Below are 21,051 nucleotides of genomic sequence, written 5' to 3'. Positions count from 1 at the left end.
CGGGAGCGGGGGAAACTCCGCCGGCCCCGGGAATCCCGGGGCCCAGCCATCTCCCTTTTTGTTCATCTTCCCCATGATGTCAATCATCGGATCGCCGGTCCGTAACATCGAATCAGTATAATATGCGCAGATGCATACATTTCCATAGGTGTTTAACCGATGGACGCAGCGACCGTAATATCGATTGCAATCGTGATCCTCTTCGCCATTGTCGTGGCAGTGGCGAGCGGAGTGAAGATCGTGCAGCCCTACGAGCAGGCGATATACATGCGCCTGGGGAAGTTCGTGCGCGTACTGAACCAGGGACTGAACTTTGTCTGCCCCCTGATCAACCAGGTGGTCAAGCTGGACCTCCGCACAGAGGTCCTGGACGTCCCCAAGCAGGAGGTCATCACCAAGGACAACTCTCCTGTCTCCGTGGACGCAATCATCTACATCAAGGTCATAGACCCGGAGAAGGCGTTCTTCGAGGTCACCGACTACCACATAGCGACTGTCAACCTCGCTCAGACCACACTGCGTTCCGTCATCGGCCAGATGGAGCTTGACGAGATCCTCTCCAACAGGGAGAGCATCAACGTCCAGCTCAGGGACACCCTCGACGAGGCCACCGACAAGTGGGGCGTCAGAGTGGAGAACGTCGAGATCAAGGAGGTCGACCCGGCCGCCAAGGTCAAGGACTCCATGGAGGAGCAGACCTCCGCTGAGAGGAAGAGGCGCGCCGCCATCCTTGAAGCGGACGGCCAGAAGAGGGCCGCCATCCTGGAGGCCGAGGGTAAGAAGAAGTCCAAGATCCTCGAGGCCGAGGGTACCAGGCAGTCGATGATCCTCGAGGCCGAAGGAAAGAGGACGGCGACCATCCTGGAGGCCCAGGGAGAGGCCCAGAAGCTCAGGATCATGTCTGTCGGAGCCGCGGCCATGGACTCCAAGGCCCTGTCCGTCCTGTCGATGGACACCCTGAAGGCCGTCGGCGAGGGCCAATCTTCGAAGTTCTTCTTCCCGATGGAGCTCACCAGGCTGGTCGAGGGGATCTCGGACTACATGGGCTCCGCCCAGAGGGTCCCGGACCGTGCCGTGTCCGACATCGACAGCGTGAAGAAGGCCGTCGGCGACCCTGACGAGGTGCTCGGCCCCATCCCGACCCAGGAGGACATCAGGAACGAGACCGACTCCTTCAAGAAGAACGTGCAGGACGACCTGGACGAGTCATCCGCCATGGCCGCGCCTGAAGCGCCGAGGGTGTGAGCCATGGAGGAGCTGGTCGCCGCCGTGATCATCCTGGCCTTCGGGCTGATCCTCCTGACTGCGGAAGCGTTCTTCCCCGGAGGGTATCTGCTCATCCCGGGCGGGGTGCTCGTCATCGTCGGGGCGTTCGGGCTGGCCGATCAGGACGACCTGTTCACCTGGGTGACCGCGGCGGTGGCCATAGTCGCGGCCGTGCCCGTGACCGCCGGCACGATATACCTCTACAAGCGCCTGGGCGCTCCGGAGCCCCCGTCGACGACGGTCTCCGAGTCCCTGGTCGGGAAGGAGGGGGTCGTGACGGTCAAGGTCACGCCGGATAACATCCGCGGCAAGGTCAAGATCGGCTCTGATACCTGGAGCGCGGATTCCGACGAGCCTATCTCGGCCGGCACGAAGGTCATTGTAGACAGTTCCGAGGGGGTCCACGTGCACGTGGTCCCCAAGAAGGACTGAGAAACCTCTTACCTCGGGGCCCTGCGCCCCTCTTCTGTAATAAGTGCCAGAAGCTCCCCGACGCTGCGGGCGGTGCGTCCGGCCAGAGGCCCCGAGATCATCATGTTGTCTATCCCGTACTCGGCGGTGCGGACATCGGTCTTGATGCCGAAGCAGGGTTTCCCGCGCGCCAGCGCATAGCCGAGCTCGACGCATGCCCCTTCGTCGGGGACCCTCCCGTCGAGGTTGAGCACCAGACCGTCGCAGGACTCCAGGAGCTCTATGTCGCTGCGGAACACCTCCGCTGCCTTCGAGGAAGCGTATTCTGCATCATCCATGCGGGCAGCGTCTATCTCCGCCGGGCATTCCTGGGGAAGGACGAGTTCGAGGCCTTCTTCGGCGAACGCGTCCCTGAGCTTCAGATTGTAGGTCCTCTCAGAATCGCAGAACAGCGGTCCGGCCAGGTAGAATCTCTTCATCGGCATTCCGCACAGTATCTCCGAACATGGGTATAGACCTTTGCGGAGATGCTGTTTATGCAATCTGGCACATTCTGCGGCTTCATTCAGGGGCCGATTCATGCAGATGATTCCTGAAATGCCCGGGCATGCGAATTAGCATTCAGTCTGCGGCTGAAGGGAGTTCATTTGCCGTACAGCACGTCCGTGCCAGGTTCCTTCCGGGATCAAGCAAAGCTATATTTACAAGACATAGTGTTGTGCAAATTATACAACACAATGTTGTACAAGTTAATCGCGGAAAACAAGTGATCTTCATGGAAAGCGAATTCAAACACTACGTCAAGAGGTATTTCCTGAGGCTGCGCCCCATTATCGCATTTTCTCTGGTAATGGGCTGCTTCCTCTGCCTCTTCGTGAACAATATCGCAGTGTCGACGACGAACTACAATGCCGGAATGGGATCCATGTACAGCCGGATGTACTTCAAAGCCACCGGAGTGGTTCCGGCGATGATCTGCGGGCTGGGGTCTGCGGCGTTGCTCGAGATCATCCCGAGAATGAGAGGGCAGTGCGTTGTCGCCGGCAGGATCAAGTACAGGCTGGCCGCCATCGCCCTCGCGGCTGCTGCAGTGGAAACCGTCCTGCTCTTCGTCCACATGGCGCTGGTCCTTCTGAAGAACGGGGACCTGGACGGGTATGCGTTCCTTCCCGTGGGATACATGGGTATGTTCCTTCTTGCAATGGGATTCGCGAGCATTGCATACCTGGGAGTAAGCCTGTTCTCCGATCCGAAGAAGATGCTGATGTTCGGAGGAGGCCTGTCAGCATTGAGTCTGCTGTCATCGATGCTGGGGATCCTCAGTTTCCCGACGATGGTGATGGCAGGGGCAGGCGCGGATTGGTGCGATTACTTCTACTGCTTCTCGCTGACTGGATTTGTAGACATCGACTCGCTGACATCCATAGGGACATCTTCCCCCGATTACGGATGTTTAATCGGGTACGCAGGCCTGATGATGTTCTCGGCAGCCCTGCTGATCGCCGCACATTTCATCTCCGTCAGGAAGAATTCTCCTGTATCGCCCGAAGGCTCGATGAGCGTCTTTGATGTACTGCCTGATGCCGTTGAGTATGAGCCCCTGCGCCTTCCTGAGCATAGCGTAGATGTCGGTATCGGGGCCGATGTCGAGAAGGTTGTAGGACGCTCCCATGAGGGCAGACATGACGAATGACATGATGAGGCCCTCATCCTCTTTAGGGCATTCGATGCTGTAAGTCTTGAAGACCAGCGGCTTGAGGGCGTCCCTGAATTTCGGAAGGAATTCAGGGACAGCGCCGCTCCCGATGAGGAACATGGCCTTCCTGCTGAACTTCTGGAAGAAATCGGTGACGAATCTTTCGAAGTCCGGGGGCTCGGTCATCATCTCCTCCTCGATTATCCTCTCTCCATTCTCCCGGATGAATGAGAGGATATCCTCCGAAACCTTTTCCATGAGGTCCTGGATGCTGCTGAAGTGCTCATAGAACGTGGAGCGGTTCATGCCTGTGCGCGCCATGACGGTCCTCACGTTCGCTGCGTTCAGGCCTGATTCGAACACAATGTCCCAGAAGGCATCGGTTATCTTCTGCCTCGAGATCTCCGTGAGCTCCGCGTTGGTGGCCATCAGTTTTCCCTTTGCAAAAGCTGAAGTCACTCGGGGAAATAACTTTATTGAAACCGGAGAGGATGTTTTGCAGCCGTCCCGTCCTGTTCTGATAATTATGGCTGGCACTTGCGGTCCGGCTGTCGGCTGGATCCGCGCTGACCGATTGAAAGTTTTATATCCTTTGCTCTGTTAGCGGAGTTTGCCGGGATTTTCATTGGGCAAGTAGATCAGCCCGGTAGATCGCTGCCTTCGCAAGGCAGAGGCCGCGCGTTCGAATCGCGCCTTGTCCACCATCATCACACCAATCAAGCAAATCTGCGTATTCCTCGATTCCGTTCTGCCCCGTCGGATGAATCGATATCCGGGACGGACTGAACGGAATACATGACGCTATCTGCGGATCGATGCAGTTCGGGATATGACTGAAAATTTACTGCAAGTTGTAGTGCATTATTCCATTCAGGCAGCGCCCGCCAACCACATTATCAGCCCCGTTTTGGTTAAACTTTGCGTAGCTTCCGCTGTGCGACCGCCTTCTGCAGGTGCTGTGCCTCAGCTCTCGTGCGGGCGGGATCTCCGCCGGGCCGCCATCTTATTCACGCCCATCCGCCCCTCCGGGACGGAGGACCTCACCGCGTATCCGGCTGTCCCTCGGCTTTGCGCCATCTTTTGCTTCGGCCTGCCGCTGATGCGGCGGCCAAATGGTGCTCGGCGATTAAGGCCCCGGGATGCCCGCGCTCGGCGCCCGCATATCAGGGGTTCAGTCCGCCGCCGGATCCCCCTCCGCTTCCTCCGCCATCTCGGCGGAGCGTTCCAGGAGCTCCCTGTCGGTGCTGAAGGGCCTGCGGTTCCTCAGCACCGACCAGACCACGGTCACCAGCTTGCGCGCGGCCGCCACCTGGGCCTCCCGGTGGGAGACCCCCCTCGCCCTCAGCCTGTTGTAGAGGGCCGAGACCACCGAGTCCTCGGCGGTGCGGACGTGGACGATCGCCGACTGGCACAGCAGCCTGCGCATCTCTCTGTCGCCGCGGTGCGTGGTCGCGCACCGGTGCGAGGTCTCCGCCGATTCGCGCACCTTCGGCACCAGGCCGAAGTACGCCGCCAGCTGGGCCGACGACCCGAAGCGCTTCACGTCGATGATCATAGAGACCGCGTACGCGGCCGAGACCGCGCCGAACCCCGGGATGCTCATCACCAGGTCGAAGTCGGTGATGTGCCCGAACGTCGCCCGGATCAGCCTGGCCTCCTCGTCGGTGCGGGCCTTTATCGACCTCGCCTCCGACACGAGGAGCCTCAGGCAGGTGTCCCTCGAGTCCCACATCTCCTTCATCGCCTTCTTCGAGAAGATGTCGGAGTAATCCTTGCTCAGCCTGATCCCGTGGAGGAGCATGTGCATCCTGGCCCGGCGCTTGAGGTCCGCCAGGTGCCTCTTCTCCGCGAGGACCGCGCGGCATATCTCGCGCCGCTCCATCCAGACCGGGGACGGCATCTTGCAGACGGCGAACTCGCGCTCGCCGTTCAGCCTCCGCCGCATGTACCCCGCGAGCTCGGCCGCATCGTTGGCGTCGGTCTTCTTCACGGACTTGGTGATCCGGTAGAGGTCCTGGGCCTGCGCCACGACCGTGTCGATCCCGAGGTTGGTCAGGACCCAGTAGGTCTCGTGCGTCTTCGTGGAGTTCTCGATGAGGACATGCGCCTCATGCCCGCGGAGCGCCTCCGCGATCCGCGCTATGTCCTCGGGCTCCGACGGCTGCGTGCCGTGGTCCCTGTTGAAGCGCCTCAGGAACTCCTCCTCGTCTTCGCTCGGCTTCCCCGGGCCCGCATGGACCGCGCAGCATACCGCGGTCTTCTTGTGCAGGTCCATCCCGATCGCTATCCTCAAGCTTTCCTTGCCTCCCTGCCGCAACCTTCCCCGGAGGCCTGCCGAGGCGCCAATCTTTATCTCAGGTCGGCGATATTCCTCTCGGCCTGCGGTTTTTTGTTGCAACTATGAATCAGCAGGTCGCTTTTTGAATGGGGCGGTCTTTTCAGCAGATTAAGATTGTGGCCATTATTGCGGAAAAAACACGGAGACGTCGAAGGTTTTCCTTCAGCACCCAGGCCTTTCCGGAAAGAATCCTGATTGCAATAATCACGAAGGGGACGGGATGCACAATAATAATCACAGCCCCGTTACGTTTTTATCTCCATCAAACTAATCAGTGCCCTGATGAAGGATTTCATCCGTGCTAGGACTGCAGAGCAGATCGCTGAAAGGCGCAACGAGATCGTCAATGCCTGCGAGCAGATCTACATGGCCGGAGGATTCGATGCAGTGACCTTCAAGGCCATATCGGAGAAGACTTCCTTCACGCGCCCGTCCATCTACAACTACTATGCGACCAAGGAAGAGGTAATGCTCGACCTCTTCGAGCGTTATTTCGTCAGATGGTACGGTGAGATCTTCGCGGGAACAGATTCTGCGCCTTCTCTGACGGCCAACGGCCTCTGCAAGATCATAACGGATGTATCCGACCGCTATCAGAACCTTTTCCTGATGTTCAGCGATCTGAGGAACATCGAAGAGGGCTGCAGGATCGAAAGGATATCGGCCTTCAAGAAAAAGTACTTCGAGTTCAATGACCGCATGGCAGATCTCATAGCCAACAGGTTCCCCGGGACGTCGGCTGAGGACTCGCGCTGTTTCATCGAAGGAATACTGATCCTTTTCCACGGAACATATCCTGTGAGTTATCTCTCCGATAAACAGAAGGAAGCCATCAGAGCTGCCGGCAGGATCGTTTCGGACAGGACGTTCAGGCAGGTATTCTACGGCCAGATGGCCCGTCTGACCGGCATGCTAGAATGATGCGGCCGGTATTTTATCCGCACATCTTCCCTGATCTGTGACTTCTGCGGGATGCCTTTCCAATCCATTCCTGCCGCATTCTGTAATTGTTTTACGCTTCGGATTTCGTTTTAATAGATTGGATTAGTCATCCAATGTTGGTGGTATAATCCAAAGCAAGATCATCATCGCCGCGGCTGCCGCGGTAATAATCGCCGTCGCCGGGATAGCGGCCATAGCCGTCCTCGGGGACGACGGCGGAAACGACAAGACGTTCAACCCCTATGATTCGGATGACGTCCGCCTCAAGATCCTCGGCAACGCCGACGGAAGCGACGCCATAGATTCCGATGATGTGGACCTCATAAACAGGATCATCGAGGCCAACAGCGACGAGGATGAGACGAAGCACATCGACTGGAAGACCCAGTATCCGTTCGCGGATGCCGACAACGACGGCGATGTGGATGCGGACGATGCCGCACTCGTACAGAAGTTCATCGACAGGGAGTCGGCGAGGATGTACTATCTTAACTACTACGGGAATGTGACCTATGTCAACTATCCCATAGGGCAGAACATCGGGGCGGAGTATCTTCAGCTGCAGATCCTCCCGATCATCCATTCCTACAGCATGCTGACCGCCATCGATACCACGACGCCCACCATGTACGGCGACAGCATGTTCCCCGGTATCACCAAACTGGAATCCCTCGGCAACTGGAGGGAGATCACCGTCGAGACCATGACCAAGCTCAACAGCGAGGGCAAGCTGGACACCCTTCTCCAATGGACCGGAGGCCAGAACAGCGATTACCTCTGGGACAAGGCCTATGAATCGGGCATAGCCGATAAGGTGTCGATCGTCATCGTCCCCTGCCAGGGGCCCAGGTGCATCGAGGGGATCCTCGAGGTCGCCTGCATGCTCGGAGACCAGTCCCTCTCGGACGACTACCGCGAGTGGTACGACAACATCATCGACAGCTTCAGCGGCATCACCGAGAAGAAGACGGTGACCGCGGTCAGGGGATACAGCACGGACCAGAGCACCATCGCCGCTTTCGGGTCCGATCAGGGACCTGCTCTCTGGTTCAACGAGATCATCAACTTCCAGGAAGCCTACGTCGGGAAGACCAACTTCACCAGCCTCGGCTACGAGGGATTCTCGTCGAGCGCGACTGATGAGGTCATCGTCATGTTCCAGAAGCCGGCGAGCGTCACCTACGAAGGCTTCAACAGTTATGTCGAGGAGATATACAAGGCACTGTTCCCCGAGACGAGCCAGTACAAGAACCAGACCCTGTACGCGATCTCGTTCGAGATCATGCCTTATGCCGCCGGGCCGGCAGGATGCTACATCCTCGCCTCGTACCTGTACCCCGACATGTTCGACACCGAGAAGGCCCTCGACTGCCTCCAGGAGTACCTGGACAGCTTCGGAATCCGCTCGGGAGCGGACGCCAGGCAGGGATACACGTACACCGGATCCGGATACGGGACCTCCTGAGGAGATGACGGCGGGGCATGGACATGTCGGACGACGACCCGGTGGTCAGATCGGCCAAGCTCTGGTGCGACGGCACCGGGGAAGCTGCGGACATCTTCCGGGCGGTGAAGGAATACCGCACTTCGGCGCTCAGGAAGCTCGGCTTCATGTTCGTCTGCGTCGCCGCGACCGTAGCGGTCGCCGGGCTCTCGCTCGGATACGGGACGATGAAGATCCCGTTCTCCGAATGCTACAGCATCCTCTGGGACCACATCACGGGGGACATCGGGGACACGCAGCTCGACTACATCGTGGTGAAGGAGCGCCTGCCCCGCATCGTCACCGCCCTGGTGACCGGATGCGCCCTGGGGGTCTCCGGATGCGCCATGCAGACCCTCCTGAAGAACCCTCTGGCCGACCCTTACACCACAGGCATATCGAGCGGGGCCGGCTTCGGTGCCACCATCGCGGTGGTCGCCGGAGTCTCCCTGGTGGCGGGGGACTATGCGATAGTGGTCAACGCCTTCGTGTTCTCCCTCATCCCCCTCGCTGTCATACTGACCATATCCAAGATCAAGGGCGCGGACCCGACGACCATGATCATGGCGGGGATCGCCGTCATGTTCATTTTCAACGCGTTCACCACCCTGTTCAAGCTCAACGCCGACCCCGACTCCCTGGCTAAGATCTACGCCTGGACGGTCGGAACGGTCAGCGACGCCAAATGGAACAGCATAGCGCTGATGGCGGCCGTGACCGTCGCAGGCGTCGCAGTCACCCAGATGTGCGCCGCGAAGCTGAACATCCTCTCCGCCGGCGACGACTCGGCCAAGTCCATGGGGATAGACGTCGAGGACTTCAGGATCGTCCTGCTCCTCGTCGTCTCAGTGATGGTCTCAGTCGTGGTGAGCTTCACCGGCCTCATCGGGTTCGTCGGATTGGTCTCGCCGCACATCTGCAGGATATTCGTGGGGGCGGACAACCGCTACCTCGTGATCTCCTCGGCGATGTTCGGCGCGGTGCTGCTGGAGGTCGCCGATTTCGTCGGCAGGACGATAATCGCGCCTGCTGAGCTCCAGGTCGGAGTGGTCACCGCTCTCATCGGCGGCCCCATGTTCCTGTACCTGATCGTCAAGCAGCGCAGGAGGGCATGGTGATAAGATGCAGGTGAAGATGGAGGATGTCGACATCGGCTACGGCGGGAAAGCGATCGTCCGCGGCGCCGATTTCACGCTCGAGGGCCCGGGGCTGAACTGCATTATCGGGCCCAATGGGGTGGGGAAGTCCACCCTGGTCAAGTGCATCGACGGGCTCCTCCCGCCGATGAAGGGGAAGGTATCGATCGACGGCGCCGACCTGTCCTCGCTGAGCAGGAAGGATATCTCCGCCAAGATCGCCTACGTCCCGGTGCAGGCGGAGGACCTCTTCTCGATGACGGTCTTCGACACCGTGATGATCGGCCGCTCCAACAAGTACCGCTGGAGGGCGAGGGCGGAGGACATCGCCAAAGTGAAGACGGTGCTGGAGGTCTTGGGGATCGGCGATCTGGCCCAGTGCAGGTTCAACGAGCTCTCCGCGGGACAGCGCGAGCTCGTCGCCATCGCGCGCGGCCTGGTGCAGGAGACCGAGATAATCATACTCGACGAGCCCACCGCGAACCTGGACCTGGGTCATCAGCTTTTCGTCACCTCGCTGCTCCACGAGATCGCGATGAGGAAAGGCGTCATGGTCATCATGATAAGCCACAACGTGAACATCGCCTCGATGTTCGCCGACAGCATACTGCTCATGGCCCCGCCCGGGACGATCAAGAAGGTCGGGACTGTGGAGGATGTCATCGAGGAGAGGACGATCTACGACACCTACAGGGTGAGGTCCACGGTCATCACCCACGAGGAGCGCCCGGTGATCCTCCTCAACCGCCGCCTGGAGCCGTGAACATGCTGTCCGCAGGATTCTCAGTGGCCGTCTACGGCAAGGGCGGGATCGGCAAATCTACCGTCTCATCAAATCTGGCATATGTCCTCGGTTCGAGAGGGAAGAAGGTCACGCTGATCGGGTGCGACCCGAAGCACGATTCCTCCCGCTCCCTCCTCTCCGGGAAGGGCCTGCGCACGGTCGTCGGCTACCTGGCCGAGACCGCCCCGCATGACAGGCGCCTGGAGGACGTTTCCGCCGCCGGTGACGCGGGCGTGACCTGCATAGAGGCGGGAGGCCCGGACCCGGGGGTAGGCTGCGCCGGGAAGGGCATAATCATGATGTTCCAGGCGCTCGAAGCAATGGGCGCTGACAGGTCGGGGATCACCATCTACGACGTCCTCGGGGACGTCGTCTGCGGAGGGTTCGCGGTCCCCATGCGCAGAGGGCGCTCGGACGCCGTCTACATCGTGACCTCCGGCGAGGCGATGTCCCTCTATGCCGCCAACAGCATACTCCGCGGCGAGAAGCGGTTCGAGGAAGGAGGCGGCAAGGTCGCCGGCCTGGTCCTCAACCGCAGGGGTGTGCCGGGGGAGGATGCCCTGGTCGATGCGTTCGCCGAGGCTGTCGGCGTCCCGGTGGCCGTCCGCATCGGCCGCTCGCAGCTGTTTGCCGAGGCCGAGAGGGCAGGGAAGACTCTCTGCCGCATGTTCCCCGGATCGGAGGAGGCGGCGGAGTTCTCCGCACTGGCGGACGACCTGACCGCCCTCTCGTCCGGACGCAGGGCGCTCAGCACGCCTTCGCCTTTGACCGATGCCCAGCTCGACAGGCTGCTGTCGGAAGGGAGGATCGAGGGGAAGGGGGAGTACGTCCCGGCGGTCGCGAAGGCCCCCGTATCCGGGATCCGGATGGTACCCCCGAGGATCGGCAAGGGGCCGATGTCCGCGGTGCTCGAGGCCGGCATGGTGTCCGACATACCGGCCGTGGTGCACGGTCCGCGCGAATGCTGGGTCTCTATGATGGGCGAGTTCAGGGGCCGCCGGCTGTATGGCGGGCCCCCGGCCTCCGGTGGATGGAACATCATCTCGTCATCGCTGTCGTCCGCCGGTCTCGCCCTCGGAGGCGCGGACAGCCTCAGGGCGGTCCTGGACGGGCTGGCGTCCGAAGGATATCCCGCCGCCATCGTCCTGACGACGTGCCAGACCCAGATGTCCGGAGACGATGTCGCTGCCGTGGCCTCGGAGACAGAGAGGGCCCATCCCGGCATGCGCATCATCATAGCCGACGGCGGGGCCGCCGAGACCGGAGGGGACGCCCACATGGACGTCCTGAGGGGCCTGGCGGACCTCATCGATGCCGGCGTATCGCCCGACATGTCATTGTTGGCGGTGATGGACGATACTTTCGAGAGGCTCGGCAGAGGCGATAACCTTCGTTTCGCGGACCGTATCATCGCAGGCACCGGCATCAGGCGCACCGCGGGCTTCCTAGAGGACTGCAGCTCATACACGATCAGGAACCTGAAGCGCGCAGGCATCGCGGTCATGGGGGAGGACAGGACCGGATGCAGGGAGCTCCGCGGGATCCTCTCCGCCAAAGGCATCCGTTTCATGGACGGTGCCCTGCCCAGCGGGTTCTCTGAGACCCTGCGGTGGCTGGATTCCCTGGAGAGGTTCTCCGGGCATGATACCTCTGTTGCAGCCTCGAGAGCGGAGAAGGAGTACTCCGGGGCCCTGGAGAGTTTCGGGAAGGGGGTGTCCGGGCGCAGGGTTGCCGTCGCCGCCGGCCACAGGGACGAGGTCTCCTGGATCGCCGAGGCGCTCTCCGACGCCGGCGCCGACCCGCTCGTGTACCTCGCAGGCTCGGGAGGGACGGGGGACGGAGGGTTCGCAGGGAGCCCGGAGCAGATCAGGGAGCAGATCGCGGCGGATGAGCCGGACCTCGCGGTCTGCCCGTTCTGGGCGCGTCCCGGAGCGGGGATACGCACCATGGGCCTTCCGGAGACGTTCGTATCGCATCTCGCCTCGGCAGGATTCCTGGAACGTGCCGGGAACGTACTGAGGGCGGAGACAGATCTCGGATGGAGGAGATGGAGATGACAGACGGATTGGGAGGGGCCGGAGGATGCGCCCCGGGAGCGTACGTCGGAGGGGTGATGGCCGCCCAGGGGATACCCGGAGCGGTGCCGGTGCTGCACGGGCAGAACGGATGCAGGAAAGGGCTGTCGCTCTGCAACCGCCTTTATCCGAGGAAGGACTCGCCGAGGGGCCCGGACGGGCACCGCTCCGTAGAGTTCACGGGGGTCACTGCAGCGGATTATACCAATGAGGCCTCCTACAGGAAATTGGAGGAGAAGCTCTCCGCGCTCAGCGGAAGGTACGGGATGTACCTGCTGTTCACGTCGCCGGGGCTTTCGATAGTCGGCGACGACTGCCTCCGGGCGGCCCGTGCGGCCGGAACGGGGGACAGGGTGGTCTCCTTCGATCCCGATCAGCTCGGCACCGGATGCCCGGAAGGCTTCGACACCGTCGTGAGGGAGGTCCTGAGGCGTACCGTGCCGGACAGGGCGGAGGCGATCCCCGGAACGGTCAACGTCCTCGGGCTGAGCATCATGCACAAGGACTGGAGGTGCGTGAAGCAGGAGGTCGGGCATCTTCTCGGGAAGGCGGGGCTGAAAGTGCTGAGCTTCCCGGGAGCCGGCAGCTCCCTGGAGGAGCTGCGCGCATCGGCATCGGCCGAGTTCAACATCGTCCTCTGCCCCGAGCACTGCGCGAAGACCGCCGCCTTCTATACGGAGATGTTCGGGACCCCGGCTGTATCGTCCGGGGAGTCGCCCGTGGGGTTCGATGCCTTCGAGAGGTTCTACCGCCGGGTCTCGGATGAGACCGGGCATGAGACCGAGCACGGCTTCCAGATGCTGAAGAACTCCCGCCGCCGGGCCTACGAGTGCATACTTGCCTCAGACACGGACCTGACGGGGATGTCGTACAGGATCGATTCCGTTCCGTCCACGGCGGATCCGCTGGGCAGATGGCTGGAATCGTCCCTCGGCATGGTGCCCGCCGCCGGCAGGCCCGACGTTCTCTTCGCGCCGGGGGATGACGCCCTCTTCGCCGAGCGCTCCGGGCGCTGCGGGACGGGCATCGACATCGGGTTCCCGTCATCCGCGTATGTGGACTTCTCAAAGGCCCCTGTGATGGGCCTCGACGGCGCCATGTACATCCTCGGGTCCCTGTTCAATAGGGCCGGGCGCTCATGATTTGTCGAACTCGCCTTCCCTGAGCATCTTCAGGAGGTTGTTCCCCCTGCGGATGCTCTTGTCGGTGAGGCTGGCGAGCGATCTGAGCTCCCCGTCCTTGAGCAGGAAGCAGCAGTCGGGGCGGACGTCCTCGCCGGCGATTATCTCGGGGTTGTGGGTGACGAATATGCACTGGGTCTTGTTGCCGGCGATTATCCTCTCGATGAAGCTGTCGGATGTGCGGTAATCGAACAGGTCGTCGAAATCGTCGAGGAAGACGAAGCCCCCGCGCCCGCGGGAGCGTTTCCACCAGCAGTACAGGCGGCAGATCAGGGCGGTCCCGCGGGACGCCGTCTCGAAGAACGGCAGCCTCTTGCTGCCTTTGACGATGTACAGCCTCCCTCCGTCGGAGACGAGGTCGGCCTCTATGGCGCACACGTCCCTGAGGAACGACCGGAAGTCCCCGACGAGGCCGTTGGAGATGATGTACTCCTCGTTGTCGTTCTCGGTGCCGGTGAGGCCGAGGTGGAAGTCGTGCTTCCACATGGCCATGTAGTACATCGAGCTCCGGGCGGTCTCGCGCATCCCCTCGGTGACATCGTCCCTGCTGAGGGAACGGTCCAGGACCCTCCTGAGCAGGGACTCGGAGCCGTCCAGGCCCTCGGTGCTCACGTTCCCGGCCCCGATCGACGCCAGGCTGAACGAATTGCCCGAAGGGTCGTCGAGATCGTAATCGAAGACCGTCCTCCCGTTCACAGAGTACATCTCGGAGGCCAGGAGCGACGGGGATTTCCTCGAATATTCATAGACCGCGGTGGACCCGCCGAAGGCGAACTCGTAATGGAAGACCGCCCGGTCTGACGTTCCGTAGCCGTTGATGAAGCAGTCCGGGTCCTTCTGCCCGACATTATTGTCGAGTCCCGTCAGGGTGGTTATGATGTCGCAGAGGGCATACCCGAAGCTCGATTTCCCGGACCCGTTGTTGCCGATGAGCACTATCTTCCCGAGAAGGTCGCCACGGACGTACATCTTCCCGAAACGGTAGTTCTTCTTGTCGGTGAAGTCGAGCTTCGCCCTCCCGCGGAAGCAGCGGTAGTTCTCGACCCAGAACCTGATCAGCATCCGAAGCCCATATGGGGTAGGTGTTTTTAGCCGTTATCGGGCAGATGACCCAGTTGGATTCATCTGCGCAGCGGACGGCCTCAGTCGCACCCTTCGAACTGGCTGTCGTAGAGGCTGCGGTAGAACCCGCCCAGGGCCATCAGCTCCTGATGGCTGCCCTTCTCCACAATATTCCCGTCCCTCACCACGAGGATGATATCGGAGTTCACGATGGTCGACAGGCGGTGCGCGATGACGAACGAGGTCCTCCCGCGCATCAGATGGTCCATAGCATCCTGTATCCTGCGCTCGGTTATGGTGTCCACCGAGCTGGTGGCCTCGTCGAGGATGAGCAGCGGCGCGTCCTTGGCCATCGCCCTGGCGATGGATATCTGCTGCCTTTGGCCCGAGGACAGCGATGAGGCAGCTATCTTCGCATCCAGGCCGCCGGCGTGCGACTCGAGGAACGGTCCCAGGCCGACGTCTCCGAGGATCTCCTCCAGGCGGGAATCCGATACACCGCCGCATCCGTAGGCCACGTTCTCCATTATCGTCCCGTCGAAGACCCAGGAGTCCTGGAGGACCATGCAGAACAGGGAGCGCACATCTTCGCGCTTCATGTCGTATATCGAGACGCCGTCTATCCTGATGTCGCCGCTGTCGGCGTCGTAGAAGCGCAGCATGAGGTTCGCAAGAGTGGTCTTGCCGGCCCCCGTCGGGCCGACGATGGCCACCTTCTCCCCCGGCCTCACGGAGATGTTCAGGCCGCGGATGACCTCCCTCCCGGGTACGTACGAGAACCTGAGGCCGTCGAACTCCACCTCGCCCCTGACCTTCCCGGGGCGGGCGGTCTTGGAGGACTCGTCGGGCATGTCGGGGGTGTCCAGGAAAGCGAAGATCCTGTCCGCCGATGCGGACACGGACTGCATCGAGGTCAGCGATTCGGACAGCATCATGAGAGGCCTCGAGAGCATGCCGGAATAGACTATGAAGGCGACCACCACCCCGTACCCGATCTCGCCCTCGACGACCAGCATCGAGCCGAAGACGCAGACCGCCACGTACGAGATGTTGGAGGCAAAGTTGATGGCAGCCGGCATCGTCCCGCCCATGGTCCTGGCCAGGAAGGAGCTCCTGAACAGGTCCCTGTCAACCTCGGCGAAGCGCTCCGTGGCGCCTGCCTCGCCGTTGTAGGTGCGGACGATCTCGTGCCCGTAGTAGTTCTCGTCCACGATGCCGTTTATGAGGCCCAGGTCCCTGCTCTGCCTGCTGAAGTACTTCCCGGAATGCCTGATGATGAACAGCATGAACAGCAGGCCGGCGGCCGTGGGGAGGGCGGAGAGGGCGGCGAGCTTCCAGTCGGTGTACAGCATCATGATCACCGCGCCGACGGCGATCGTCACCGAAGAGACCGCCTGGGTTATGCAATCGGCGCTCTGGTTCCCGATGATGTCGGCGTCGTTGGTCATCAGGCTCATGACGTCGCCGGTCGTGCGGCCGTCATAGTAGTTCAGGGGGACGGTGTTGATCTTCCTGCTCAGGTCCCTCCTCACCAGGTTGGCTATCTTCTCAGAGGCCGCCGGTATGAGGTAGTCGCTGGCGGTCATGAACAGCATCGAGAGGGCGTAGACGGCCAGCAGGAAGAAGGCGGTGCCGGCGATGAAATCGGAGTCGATGTCCCTGCCCCCGAGCACGGCGCCGGAGATCTCGTCGGTGATCGCCTCGAGGTACTGGGGCCCGATCAGGGAGAATATAGTGGACAGCACCGAGAACGCTATGCCCGCGTAGACCTCGCGGCGGTAGTCTCCCATGTAGCCGATGAGCCGGCGCAGGGTCCCCCTGATGTTCTTCGGTCTCTCGCCGGAGGCCGCCCATCTCGGCGCACTGCCGGGATTCCCGGGCATCAGGACCCTCCTGCGAGCTGCGATTCGGCTATGCTCCTGTAGATGGGGCAGGATTGCATCAGCTGGTCATGGGTGCCGAGGCCCACGATCCTCCCGCCGTCCACCACGGCGATGCGGTCCGCGTCCATGATGGTCCCCACTCTCTGCGCGATGATGATGCGGGTGGCCCCCTCGGTGCTCTTCCGGAGGGATTCGCGCAGAGCTAGGTCCGTCTTGAAATCGAGCGCCGAGAAGGAATCGTCGAAGACGTAGATCTCCGGGCGCATGCACACGGCCCTGGCGATGCAGACCCTCTGCTTCTGCCCGCCGGAGATGTTCCTGCCGTACTGGGATATGCGGGTATCGAGGCCGTCGGGGGAGGCGCTGACGAACTCCGACGCCTGCGCGATGTCCAGCGCCTCGCGGATCTCCGCCTCGGACCTCTCCCCGCCGTTTCCCCCATACCCGACGTTCTCCCTTATGGTCCCGGTGAAGATGACGGCGTCCTGGGGCACGTAGCCTATCCTGGAATGCAGGGCGGTCTGCCGGAACTCCCTGACGTCCGTCCCGTCCACCAGCACCTGCCCGGAATCAGGGTCGTAGAGGCGAGGGATGAGCCTCGCGATGGAGCTCTTCCCGCTCCCGGTGGGGCCGATGAAGGCGATGGTCTCCCCCTTCCCGACGGAGAAGCTCACATCGCTCAGGGCGGCCGTATCGGAGCCGGGATAGGTGAAGGTGACATGCCTGAACTCGACGGTGCCCTCCTTCCCCGGCTCGCCGGACTCCCTGGGCCCGTCCTTCACGGAGGGCTCGTGGTCGATGACCTCCTCCACGCGCCGGGACGCCACCATGGCGCGGGGGAACATCCTGACCACGCCGTTCATCATCATGAACGCCGAGATGATCTGCGATGCGTAGGAGGTGAAGACCACCATGTCGGAGAACTCGGACATCTTGGCCGCCGTGCCGGACGACGATGCGATTATCCCTGCTCCGATCCAGTAGATGGCCAGGGTCAGGAAGTTGCTGACCGAGCTGAATATCGGGTGCATCGGGGCCATCGCATGGACGACGGAGAGGTTGTTGTCCAGGAGCTCGTCGCTGGCCCTGTCCAGCTTCTCCCTCTGGACGGCCTCCGTACCGTAGGCGCGTATGGTGCGCAGGCCCTCCAGCTCTTCCCTGGCGGCCCGGTTGACCCCGTCGGTGAGCCACTGGATCCTCTTGAACCTGGGCACTATGAAGTACGTGGTGAAGACAGTGACGCAGATCAGGACGGCGACCGCGGCGGCGGTGGCGGCCGTCCATTCCCAGTGCTTGCCGGAGATCATCACGATGGCGAAGGCCGCGGTTAGCGGCGCTTTTATCATCAGGGTCAGGCCCCTGGCCGTGAACTGCATCAGCTGGTAGACATCATTGGTCGAGCGGGTGGCCAGGCTGGCGGCCGAGAAGGTGTTCATGTCCTCCTCGGAGAAGGACTGCACCTTGGCGAACTCCAGACGGCGGAGCGTGCTTCCCAGGGATGCGCCGATGCGGGCCGCGACGGTGGAGGAGAGGACGGCCAGGATCAGGCTGAGGAGGGCGGCGGAGACCATCTTGATGCCGTTCTCGGTGACGGCGGAGTTCGAGGTGTCCCCGGACACCACCTGCTCCTGGATGGCGTCGGTCATGTCGTTCATGTAGCCGGGGATGCTGATGTCCAGGTACGCCTGCCCCATTATCAGGCATGCCAGGACGGCGATGAGGGCCCACCCTCCTTTCCCCAGGTATCTGAAAATCATGAAACGCCCTGCCGGTTCGGTCGGGCATCGCCCTGCCGATAATTATCCTTTCACAGGAACAACAGGATTGGATTGGAAAAACCTCATCTGAAGGAGAAGAGGGCGTAGTGGCGGTACTCCTCGCCCGCATGCAGGACGCAGGAGGGGAAGTTCCCGTGGTTGGGGGAGTCTGGGCAGAACTCGGTCTCCAGGCAGAGGCCGCTGCGTCTCCCGTAGGAGGCCCCGTCCTTCCCGGTGCAGGGCTTCAGCCCCTCGGCCGTGTAGAACTGCAGCGCCGGGAGGTCCGTCCTCAGCTTCATCGTTATCCCGGTGTCGCCGCAGGAGACCTCGGCCGCATCCTCCCCGTCCAGGAGGTAGCAGCAGTCGTAGCCCCCGTACTTGCGGAGCCTGGCCCCCAGCGAGCGGGGCTCCCGGAAGTCCATGGGCGTTCCGTCCACGGCGACGATCTCCCCGGTGGGGAGCGAGCGGTCGCCGGACGGGAGGTAGCGGGAGGCGCCGATCCTCAGCGTGTGGCCCGAGACATCGCCGTTCCCCTGGCCCGCGAGGTTGAAGTAGGAATGGTTGGTCAGCGAGCAGACGGTGTCGGCATCGGAATGTGCCAGATAGTCGATCCTGAGCCCTTCCTCGGAGACGGTGTAGCGGACCGAGGCCTCCAGGTTCCCCGGGTAGCCCTCCTCCCCGTCCGCGCTCCTTATCGAAAGGACGGCGTGATCCTCTCCCGACTCATCGATGTGCCAGATCCTCCTGTCGAATCCCCTGAATCCGCCGTGGATGTGGTCCGGGCCGCGGTTCTTCGAGAGCTCCACGGTCCTCCCTTCGAAGGGGAACCTGCCGTCAGCGATGCGGTTGGCGAACCTTCCGATCACAGCCCCCATCCGGCCGTGCCTGCTCTCGTATTCGGAGGCCGTCTGGTACCCCAGGGCGACGTCGGTGTAGAAGCCCTCGCGGTCGGGGACGGTCAGCGACTGCAGGGCGGCCCCGTAGGTGATGACTGAGCAGGAGACCTCCCCGGCCTCCAGGTCGATCTTGTCCGCGGGGCCCTCGGAGGTCATCCCGAAGGGGGAGATCATGCGCCTCTCCTGGCCAGGAACATCTGCGGGCGGACGCCGTCGTGGGGGTAGAACCTCTCGTAGAGGACGTCCCCGAGGTCGGCCTCGGAGGCGGTCACAGGCATCACCTGCAGGAACGTGATCGTCTTCCCGAGGCCCAGCCGCAGCTGGAGGATATCGGTGTTCTCGATGGCCTCCGGGAACAGCAGGGTGACGGCGCTCATGGGCTGGGTGCGGTCCTTGAAGTCGAGGATGTCGGTGGCGACCACGCCGGTCTTGTTGAGCTGCGCGAACGAGGCCGCCCTCCACAGGTATTCGGCGTACCAGTGCCAGCCGTTCTTCCCCTCGCTGAAGTCGATGCCCGGGGGGACGAACATCATGTACTCATTGTGGAAGCTCGCGGTCTCCCCGTAGCGCACGCCTTCGCGCTTCGGCATCTTGTAATCGGAGGCGCCGACGGTGCAGATCTTCCAGAAATCATACTTCCGGTCCGGGGCGTAGATGAGCATCCCGTAGGACGGATCGCTCCCTACCGTCGTCTTCCTCTGCGGCTCCGCCCCGAAGCAGTCGTTCAGGTGCTCTTCGATCTTCCTCGCTGTGCCTCCGTTCGTTCTCTTACCTCCTTACCGTACATGGAGACGTCCTTCCCCATCTTCCTAAGCTCCTCGACCGCCTCCGGGCAGCCCTGCTCGGCCGATTGGCGGTAGTACCTCTCCGCAGTCTCCGGGGACTTCTCCACGCCCTCCCCCAGGCGGTACATGTCGCCCAGGCTGCAGGTGGCGAGACTGCTTCCGTGCTCGGAGGCGATGCCGTACAGCTTCTTGGCGACTTCGTAGTCCTTCCCGATGCCCCGGCCGTTCTCGTACATGTCGCCGAGGTTGCAGACGGCGTCGCTGCTCCCTCCGATGGCGGCCATCCAATACCATGAGATGGCCTTGCCGTAGTCTATCCCGACGCCGACGCCCGTCTCGTAGGCCACCCCGACGTTGAACTGAGCGTCGGTGTTGCCGTTGTCGGCGGCCCTGCTGAACAGCTCGAACGCCTTGGCCTCGTCGATCGGGACGGCCTCCCCGTCGGAGTACATGCAGGCCAGGAAATACTGCGCATCAGGCAGGTCCTGATCCGCTGCCCTCGTGAAGAGCTCGAACGCCTTGGACAGGTCGCGCGGGACGGTGTCCCCCGAATAATACAGCAGTCCCAGACGTTCCTGGGCGGGGCCGAACCCATCCTCCGCGGCCTTGCTGAGGAGCTCGGCGGCCTCTCCGCGGGCAGGCCCCTTCTCCTCCTGCAGTATGAGCTCGGCGAGCAGCAGGGCGGCCTCCGGGAGGCCCTGCTGGACAGCGGACCTGTACCAGGCCTTGGCCATCGCGGTGTCCTTCTCGGTCCCGTAGCCGTTCTCGTACATGATCCCCAGCTGGGCCTCGGCGCGGTCGTAGCCGTGGTCGGCCGCTTCCTGCATCAGGTCGAAGGCCTTCTTCCGGTCCTGCTTGACGCCTTCGCCGTAGAGGTACATGATGGCCAGGTTCAGCCTCGCAGTGTCCATCCCTCCGGCCGCGGCCTTCGTGTACCACTTGGCGGCCTTCGCGTAATCCTGCTTCACCCCGTTGCCATCATAGTACATCAGGCCGAGGTTGAACATGGCCTCCGCCACGTTGCGGCGGGCCAGCCTCCTGAAGATGCGCCCTGCTCTGCGGTGATCGCCTTCCGTGATGTACTTCACACCCTCGGACAGCTCCTGGTCGGCGTTCTTCATGGTATGTTCTATTGCGAGCACCGATAAGATGGTATCGAACGGAACGTCGGAAAACTGGAGAAAGGGGTCCGAGCGTGCGCATACCTTGGACGAAAAGACTGCGTCCGTCCGGGCCCGAAATGATGCTCACACCGCTTGGCTATATAACGGTTGCCAATCGAAAGCCGCAGCGAGCCCAGAATCGATGGAAAATAGTCCTCTCCCGCCGATGGCGGCGGACGGGAGAGGCTATTTG

General features: G+C 62.1%; 18 protein-coding genes and 1 tRNA gene. 9 read left to right on the top strand and 10 right to left on the bottom strand.

The annotated features are described in order from the left end of the window. Positions 1–159 precede the first annotated feature (159 nt). Both O8W32_01175 and O8W32_01170 read left to right on the top strand, forming a co-directional pair. Entirely contained in the window at positions 160–1,245 is a 1,086-nt protein-coding gene (locus O8W32_01175) for an SPFH domain-containing protein (protein WII09456.1), read from the top strand. Between the two features lie 3 nt (positions 1,246–1,248). Then, positions 1,249–1,698 (top strand): NfeD family protein, encoded by a 450-nt coding sequence (locus O8W32_01170; protein WII09455.1) that lies wholly within the window; start codon positions 1,249–1,251, stop codon positions 1,696–1,698. Between the two features lie 8 nt (positions 1,699–1,706). Here the strand turns inward: O8W32_01170 and O8W32_01165 are convergent, their stop codons facing one another. The 3 genes from O8W32_01165 to O8W32_01155 all read right to left on the bottom strand — a co-directional run bounded on the left by O8W32_01165 (position 1,707) and on the right by O8W32_01155 (position 3,802). Beyond that, on the bottom strand, positions 1,707–2,162 hold the full coding sequence (locus O8W32_01165; protein ID WII09454.1) for a nucleoside 2-deoxyribosyltransferase: 456 nt from the start codon (positions 2,160–2,162) through the stop codon (positions 1,707–1,709). A 418-nt stretch (positions 2,163–2,580) separates the two neighbouring features. Beyond that, a complete protein-coding gene (locus O8W32_01160; GenBank protein ID WII09453.1) occupies positions 2,581–2,859 on the bottom strand; it encodes a hypothetical protein in 279 nt (92 codons plus the stop codon). A gap of 271 nt (positions 2,860–3,130) precedes the next feature. Beyond that, positions 3,131–3,802, bottom strand: a complete 672-nt coding sequence (locus tag O8W32_01155) for a TetR/AcrR family transcriptional regulator (GenBank protein WII09452.1) — start codon at positions 3,800–3,802, stop codon at positions 3,131–3,133. A 198-nt stretch (positions 3,803–4,000) separates the two neighbouring features. Between O8W32_01155 and O8W32_01150 the strand changes: the two genes are divergently transcribed. Further along, positions 4,001–4,077: transfer RNA gene (locus O8W32_01150), tRNA-Ala, on the top strand. Between the two features lie 467 nt (positions 4,078–4,544). Here the strand turns inward: O8W32_01150 and O8W32_01145 are convergent. Continuing rightward, the gene (locus O8W32_01145; protein WII09451.1) at positions 4,545–5,666 is read right to left on the bottom strand and encodes an IS110 family transposase; all 1,122 of its coding nucleotides are present in this window, start codon (positions 5,664–5,666) and stop codon (positions 4,545–4,547) included. A 327-nt stretch (positions 5,667–5,993) separates the two neighbouring features. On the opposite strand from O8W32_01145, the gene O8W32_01140 reads away from it, so the two are divergent. The 6 genes from O8W32_01140 to O8W32_01115 all read left to right on the top strand — a co-directional run bounded on the left by O8W32_01140 (position 5,994) and on the right by O8W32_01115 (position 13,273). Continuing rightward, positions 5,994–6,632, top strand: a complete 639-nt coding sequence (locus O8W32_01140; GenBank protein ID WII09450.1) for a TetR/AcrR family transcriptional regulator — start codon at positions 5,994–5,996, stop codon at positions 6,630–6,632. Positions 6,633–6,966: 334 nt separating this feature from the next. Beyond that, entirely contained in the window at positions 6,967–8,118 is a 1,152-nt protein-coding gene (locus O8W32_01135) for a hypothetical protein (protein WII09449.1), read from the top strand. A gap of 17 nt (positions 8,119–8,135) precedes the next feature. Beyond that, a complete protein-coding gene (locus O8W32_01130; protein WII09448.1) occupies positions 8,136–9,254 on the top strand; it encodes an iron ABC transporter permease in 1,119 nt (372 codons plus the stop codon). 4 nt (positions 9,255–9,258) lie between these two features. Continuing rightward, on the top strand, positions 9,259–10,035 hold the full coding sequence (locus tag O8W32_01125; protein WII09447.1) for an ABC transporter ATP-binding protein: 777 nt from the start codon (positions 9,259–9,261) through the stop codon (positions 10,033–10,035). A gap of 2 nt (positions 10,036–10,037) precedes the next feature. Beyond that, entirely contained in the window at positions 10,038–12,113 is a 2,076-nt protein-coding gene (locus O8W32_01120) for an AAA family ATPase (protein ID WII09446.1), read from the top strand. Beyond that, positions 12,110–13,273, top strand: a complete 1,164-nt coding sequence (locus O8W32_01115) for a hypothetical protein (protein ID WII09445.1) — start codon at positions 12,110–12,112, stop codon at positions 13,271–13,273. The genes O8W32_01120 and O8W32_01115 overlap by 4 nt, the downstream gene beginning before the upstream one ends. On the opposite strand, the gene O8W32_01110 is transcribed toward O8W32_01115, so the two are convergent. The 6 genes from O8W32_01110 to O8W32_01085 form a co-directional block, all read right to left on the bottom strand. Beyond that, on the bottom strand, positions 13,268–14,374 hold the full coding sequence (locus tag O8W32_01110; GenBank protein ID WII09444.1) for an AAA family ATPase: 1,107 nt from the start codon (positions 14,372–14,374) through the stop codon (positions 13,268–13,270). The genes O8W32_01115 and O8W32_01110 overlap by 6 nt on opposite strands. Positions 14,375–14,454: 80 nt before the next feature. Further along, positions 14,455–16,257 carry an ABC transporter ATP-binding protein gene (locus O8W32_01105; protein ID WII09443.1) on the bottom strand — a complete coding sequence of 601 codons (1,803 nt, stop codon included), beginning with the start codon at positions 16,255–16,257 and terminating at the stop codon, positions 14,455–14,457. Next, positions 16,257–18,014 carry an ABC transporter ATP-binding protein gene (locus O8W32_01100; GenBank protein ID WII09442.1) on the bottom strand — a complete coding sequence of 586 codons (1,758 nt, stop codon included), beginning with the start codon at positions 18,012–18,014 and terminating at the stop codon, positions 16,257–16,259. Before O8W32_01100 ends, O8W32_01105 begins: the two co-directional genes overlap by 1 nt. Before the next feature lie 83 nt (positions 18,015–18,097). After that, positions 18,098–19,084, bottom strand: coding sequence for a galactose mutarotase (locus O8W32_01095; GenBank protein ID WII09441.1), 987 nt, complete (start codon positions 19,082–19,084; stop codon positions 18,098–18,100). After that, positions 19,081–19,572, bottom strand: coding sequence for a suppressor of fused domain protein (locus O8W32_01090; GenBank protein WII09440.1), 492 nt, complete (start codon positions 19,570–19,572; stop codon positions 19,081–19,083). The genes O8W32_01095 and O8W32_01090 overlap by 4 nt, the downstream gene beginning before the upstream one ends. A gap of 62 nt (positions 19,573–19,634) precedes the next feature. After that, the gene (locus O8W32_01085) at positions 19,635–20,816 is read right to left on the bottom strand and encodes a tetratricopeptide repeat protein (GenBank protein ID WII09439.1); all 1,182 of its coding nucleotides are present in this window, start codon (positions 20,814–20,816) and stop codon (positions 19,635–19,637) included. Positions 20,817–21,051 lie beyond the last annotated feature (235 nt).

It is taken from the genome of Methanomassiliicoccales archaeon LGM-DZ1 (genome assembly GCA_030168595.1).
Lineage (GTDB): Archaea > Thermoplasmatota > Thermoplasmata > Methanomassiliicoccales > Methanomethylophilaceae > Methanomethylophilus.
Note: the sequence above shows the minus strand (reverse complement) of the source record. Positions and strands in the feature narration are given on the sequence as shown.

What these genes read in the sequence shown, in the direction of transcription:
- O8W32_01175 (WII09456.1), top strand. Translation starts at nt 160, where the DNA reads ATGGACGCAGCGACCGTAATATCGATTGCAATCGTGATCCTCTTCGCC.
- O8W32_01170 (WII09455.1), top strand. Translation starts at nt 1,249, where the DNA reads ATGGAGGAGCTGGTCGCCGCCGTGATCATCCTGGCCTTCGGGCTGATC.
- O8W32_01165 (WII09454.1), bottom strand. Translation starts at nt 2,162, where the DNA reads ATGCCGATGAAGAGATTCTACCTGGCCGGACCGCTGTTCTGCGATTCT.
- O8W32_01160 (WII09453.1), bottom strand. Translation starts at nt 2,859, where the DNA reads ATGTATCCCACGGGAAGGAACGCATACCCGTCCAGGTCCCCGTTCTTC.
- O8W32_01155 (WII09452.1), bottom strand. Translation starts at nt 3,802, where the DNA reads ATGGCCACCAACGCGGAGCTCACGGAGATCTCGAGGCAGAAGATAACC.
- O8W32_01140 (WII09450.1), top strand. Translation starts at nt 5,994, where the DNA reads ATGAAGGATTTCATCCGTGCTAGGACTGCAGAGCAGATCGCTGAAAGG.
- O8W32_01130 (WII09448.1), top strand. Translation starts at nt 8,136, where the DNA reads ATGGACATGTCGGACGACGACCCGGTGGTCAGATCGGCCAAGCTCTGG.
- O8W32_01125 (WII09447.1), top strand. Translation starts at nt 9,259, where the DNA reads ATGCAGGTGAAGATGGAGGATGTCGACATCGGCTACGGCGGGAAAGCG.
- O8W32_01120 (WII09446.1), top strand. Translation starts at nt 10,038, where the DNA reads ATGCTGTCCGCAGGATTCTCAGTGGCCGTCTACGGCAAGGGCGGGATC.
- O8W32_01115 (WII09445.1), top strand. Translation starts at nt 12,110, where the DNA reads ATGACAGACGGATTGGGAGGGGCCGGAGGATGCGCCCCGGGAGCGTAC.
- O8W32_01110 (WII09444.1), bottom strand. Translation starts at nt 14,374, where the DNA reads ATGCTGATCAGGTTCTGGGTCGAGAACTACCGCTGCTTCCGCGGGAGG.
- O8W32_01105 (WII09443.1), bottom strand. Translation starts at nt 16,257, where the DNA reads ATGCCCGGGAATCCCGGCAGTGCGCCGAGATGGGCGGCCTCCGGCGAG.
- O8W32_01100 (WII09442.1), bottom strand. Translation starts at nt 18,014, where the DNA reads ATGATTTTCAGATACCTGGGGAAAGGAGGGTGGGCCCTCATCGCCGTC.
- O8W32_01095 (WII09441.1), bottom strand. Translation starts at nt 19,084, where the DNA reads ATGATCTCCCCCTTCGGGATGACCTCCGAGGGCCCCGCGGACAAGATC.
- O8W32_01090 (WII09440.1), bottom strand. Translation starts at nt 19,572, where the DNA reads ATGCTCATCTACGCCCCGGACCGGAAGTATGATTTCTGGAAGATCTGC.
- O8W32_01085 (WII09439.1), bottom strand. Translation starts at nt 20,816, where the DNA reads ATGAAGAACGCCGACCAGGAGCTGTCCGAGGGTGTGAAGTACATCACG.